At 43.3% G+C, this 3,894-nt stretch carries 3 protein-coding genes; all 3 read right to left on the minus strand.

Annotated features, from left to right (window positions below; genetic code table 11):
- On the minus strand, positions 1 to 2,662 hold a 2,662-nt coding region (locus tag VF500_RS15080), incomplete at its 3' end, for a response regulator (RefSeq protein WP_330860456.1).
- A 270-nt stretch (positions 2,663 to 2,932) separates the two neighbouring features.
- Positions 2,933 to 3,112, minus strand: coding sequence for a histone H1 (locus VF500_RS15085; RefSeq protein ID WP_121232014.1), 180 nt, complete (start codon positions 3,110 to 3,112; stop codon positions 2,933 to 2,935).
- A gap of 125 nt (positions 3,113 to 3,237) precedes the next feature.
- The coding region (locus VF500_RS15090; protein ID WP_330860457.1) for a discoidin domain-containing protein at positions 3,238 to 3,894 on the minus strand (657 nt) is incomplete at its 5' end.

The following is a 3,894-nucleotide window of genomic DNA, read 5'->3' on the forward strand; positions in this document are numbered from 1 at the left end:
AGCCTTCTTCATTTAAGTGGCTCTCTACTGCGCTGCGTACACGGGTTATGAACTCCCGCTCTATAGATGGCATGGATAGCGCATCACTAAACCAGAGGTCCTGCTTGCTGTAATGCTCGCGTAATTGGTTGCGTACGCTGATGAGGTTTTCCATCAGGGCAAATAATTCGCGTTTTTCAAAAGGTTTGGCCAGGTAGGCATCCGCACCTGTTTCAATTCCCTGGATCCGGCTGTCCATATCGGCTTTGGCTGTCAGGATAATGATGGGGATATGGCTGGTTTTTACATCTTTTTTTAGCACGGTGCTAAGCTCATATCCATCAACATGCGGCATCATCAGATCGGTAATGATCAAATTGGGAACCTGCTCCAATGCGAGGGTTATACCCTCGTTTCCATCTGCCGCAATTAGCACCCTGTATTTATCCGCCAGCAGTTGCTGAACAAAGTCACGGAGTTCCTGGTGATCCTCTATAAGCAATACTAACGGTTTTTCTTCATCGATAATCTTTGGATTATGAGTATTGGCGTCCGGTAATATTACTCCAGCGGGCAGAATCTGCACTACCGGTTCGGATCCGGCGTCAGCAGGTTCGTATGGCATACTGATGTTTACCTGTGTAAATGAGGTCTCCTTACTTGTTATACTTATTCGCCCCCCCATCAATTCTACCAATTCCTTTGTAACAGCCAGACCTATGCCGGTGCCCTCGGCCGAACGGGTATCTGAAGGGTCGGCCTGGTAAAATCGGTCGAACACGAATGGTATTTTCGCTTGTGAAATACCGCGGCCCGTATCCTGAATGATGAGATTGAAAGCACCATCTAACAATTCGGGATCTTTCTGCAAAATAACCTCTACCTTTCCTTCATCAGTAAACTTCAGGGCATTTGATATTACGTTAATAACAATTGCGTCCAGCTTGTCCCTGTCGCCCAGCATCCAAAGCTTGTCCTGATGTGATGTAAAGTGCAATGAAATCCCCTTTTGTTTTACTAACGACTCATAAGACAGGATATGCATCCTGATGAGCGCTACGAGGTCGAGAGGTGAGCGGCTCACTTCCATCAATCCATTTTCAAGCTTGCTCAAATCCAATAGTTGATTGATGAGCTGCAGTAGCCGTGTAGCATTATTGAGGATAAGCCCGGTATGTCGTTTGACATTTGTATCGGTATTAGTTGCTATCAACTCTTTAGCCGGGTTGATAATGAGTGTTAGGGGTGTTTTAAACTCATGGGTGATGTTGGTGAAAAAACGTGATTTCATCAGGTCCATCTCTCGCAATTTATCGGCCTGGTCCCTGAGCTCGGCGGTACGCTGAGCTACAATTTCTTCAAGCCGCCTGGCTTCACCCGCTATTAATTCCCTTTTTTCGGTTTCCTGTGCAAGCGCCAGGGCCGACAGGGTTTCTACCTCCGAAAGTTTTGCCGTAAGGTTTTGATTTGTTCTTTTAAAATCAATTGCAAGATAAAGTGATAAACAAAGCGGTAAAATTAATTCGCCTGCAGCCATTACCATTAAGCGCATGGAGTTAAGTTGGTATGGCCACAAGTGAAATACATCGTCCCATGCAAAATAATACAGCAATATAACTACTACCACACCAGCAATTATGAGCCGCACTCTCTTTTGTTTCTTTTTGATGAGACGGGATACGGACCAAAATCCATCTAATATGAAAATAAAGAAAACCTGAGAGAAATAATCAGTCCAGTACTCAATATGATTTGAAAATTTAAAAATATAAGCTATAAAATATAAAGTGCTTACGGTAGTTAATGCAATTATTCGCCAGCGGGGAACCCGTTTATAATCAAGTGTATAAAGCAGCATTACGGCCGCCCACATCATTATAACTTTGCCCCCATCCATTAACGATTGTGAAAAAAATTGTATGATAGGCGTGTTTGTTCGATAAAACAAGTATATACCTACCTCGTTGAAGCCTACCAGCAGTACAAAAAGGGCATAGTAAAGATTAAGTTTTTGCTTGGGATAAAAGAGGAATAACAGAAAATGCACAAATCCTAATATAAGCTGCGCAGCTGCGCACATGAGCATAAAATTAAATCGCTCATTGGCGGTTCGTATTTTGGGAGCAAGTTTTTGGTAATCGCCTATCCAGGTCTGAAAGCCATAAAAGTCGGCATAAACGTCAAAAAAATTGGAATAATGAATAGTGATGAGATGCGCGCGGGTATCTGCGAACCAAATCGGGATCAATTCTCTCCTTGCAGTCATTGCTTCCATTTCTTTTGCCGAATTGCCAACCGTACCGTAGCCGCCAATAGGTTTGCCGTCCAGAAAGATCTCTGAAGCGCCATCATGATTGATGCGCAATGATAGTTTTTTATTTACCAAACCGGTGTCGGCCCTGATCCATGAACCAAACCAGCCTACTCCGTGCCATCCGCGGGGCGCATTTTGATTTCCGAATCCTGTATAATGTAAGGTATCCCAGCCGGTTGTACTTACTTCATGTTGCCGGGCTTTGGGTAATTCGCCTGCATGGAAAAACCAAAGCGAATCATTAAAATAGATCTCATGCGCGGCACCAAAATTACGGGAGTGTAGCAGAATAGTATCCTGGGCATGTGTACTTTTAACAGCACACAGAAGCAATATGCAGCATAAAGGCGCATACCAACGGATAGACATATTTGAAAAGATACTTCCGCGATACATGAAATTAACAACTCGATCTGTGATAGTCAAAAATAACGCTTTGACATGGGGTTACCAATCATGAACACCATTAAGTGCTTATGGTTTTGGTAATTAGTATAATTAGTGAGAAAAAATGAGGAGGTAATATGAAGGGGTGATAGTGTCTGGTCGATCCGAACCTTTAGCCAGATCACAAAAACAGAAAAAGCGGGTACATGGAAAAACCAGCCCCGCTTTATCTAAAAACATTGCTGACAGTAATTATGCTGCAGCGTTTTTCTTTTCAGTAACTTCTTTACGGATATCCGTAGCAAGTACTTTTAATTGTTGCATAGCATTGCGCAGTCTTGTACCGGCAGCTTTGTTACCTTTTTCATAAAAGCTTGCCGCGTCAGCTTCTGCTGCTGCGATAACTTCTTTCACTTTTTCAAAATTTACCATTTTTTTATTTTTTAAGGCCGCAAATGTAGCCAATATTAGTTTATAGGCAAATGAAGTAGTTAAACAACAACGCCTTTCTGCTTTTTTTGAAACGGAAAGGCTTTGTTGTTATTGCAGGCAGTTATTTATTTAACCGCCCACTCGTGGATGCCGGTTGAATTATCAACCGGTAATTGAATTTCCATTCTTAAAGCGGTAGTTGCCACTGGTTCAAACGTAACCACGTTAAAACTGTCCTTACTTACGGTGTAAGGCGTGGTGTTTTTTACCGGAACCCATTGGCCGTCTTTTTTATACAATATCTTGTATGATACCGGGATGCGGCAGCCGCCCCACGGGCCATCATCATACCAGTAAACTTTTGATTCGCTTACCGTATGCTCTGCATCAAAATCATACTGCACAAACTCATTAGTGTTTTTGGCAGGCCACCAGTGCATGTAAGGATAGTTAGTATCTTTTGAGTCGGCCGGTTCATACTGATCTTTTATGGCAGCAAACATCCGTACGTTTTTTAAAGAGGCACTAACTTTACTGTTGCTTGCAATGGTTGGCGCCGGTTTTGGCCGTACCGCCGAAGTTTCATACGGGATCCAAACAGTCATTTCGCTTGGCCCGCGGTTAGCCCAGGCGTAGTAGGGGATAGCCTTCACCATTTGATCGGTTTGTAAAATGCTGTCGGTTTTAAGCTGACGTTTGGCGCTTTTCCCTTCGGTACTGATCACATCAACACCGTTGAGGAGGTCGGCGTGGTAGTTGGCATCAGCAATGGCGTTTTTATT

The organism is Mucilaginibacter sp. (genome assembly GCF_036383575.1).
Taxonomy (GTDB): domain Bacteria; phylum Bacteroidota; class Bacteroidia; order Sphingobacteriales; family Sphingobacteriaceae; genus Mucilaginibacter.